Genomic DNA, 322 nt, shown 5'->3' with positions numbered 1-322 from the left:
GAACAATTGGGTAACGCTCGTCAAGTGATCGTCACGAAAGAGAACACGACGATCGTAGACGGCAGCGGCGACAAAGCGGATATCGATGCTCGCGTGAACCAAATCCGTGCGCAGCTGGAAGAGACGACTTCCGACTTCGACAAGGAGAAATTGCAAGAGCGTCTGGCTAAGCTGGCTGGCGGCGTAGCTGTCATCAAAGTCGGTGCAGCCACAGAAACTGAACTGAAGGAACGCAAGCTTCGCATCGAAGATGCCCTGAATGCAACTCGCGCAGCGGTTGAAGAAGGGATCGTATCGGGCGGTGGCGTAGCGCTTATCAACG

At 55.0% G+C, this 322-nt stretch carries 1 protein-coding gene; it reads left to right on the top strand.

From position 1 onward, the window contains the following. Positions 1–322 (top strand): TCP-1/cpn60 chaperonin family protein (locus tag BFJ94_RS26365; protein ID WP_276145668.1); only part of this gene is annotated, 322 nt, incomplete at both ends.

The sequence above is a fragment of the Paenibacillus aceti genome (genome assembly GCF_003614185.1).
GTDB classification, from domain to species: Bacteria; Bacillota; Bacilli; order Paenibacillales; family Paenibacillaceae; genus Fontibacillus; species Fontibacillus aceti.
This window is presented reverse-complemented; position numbering and strand designations above follow the sequence as displayed.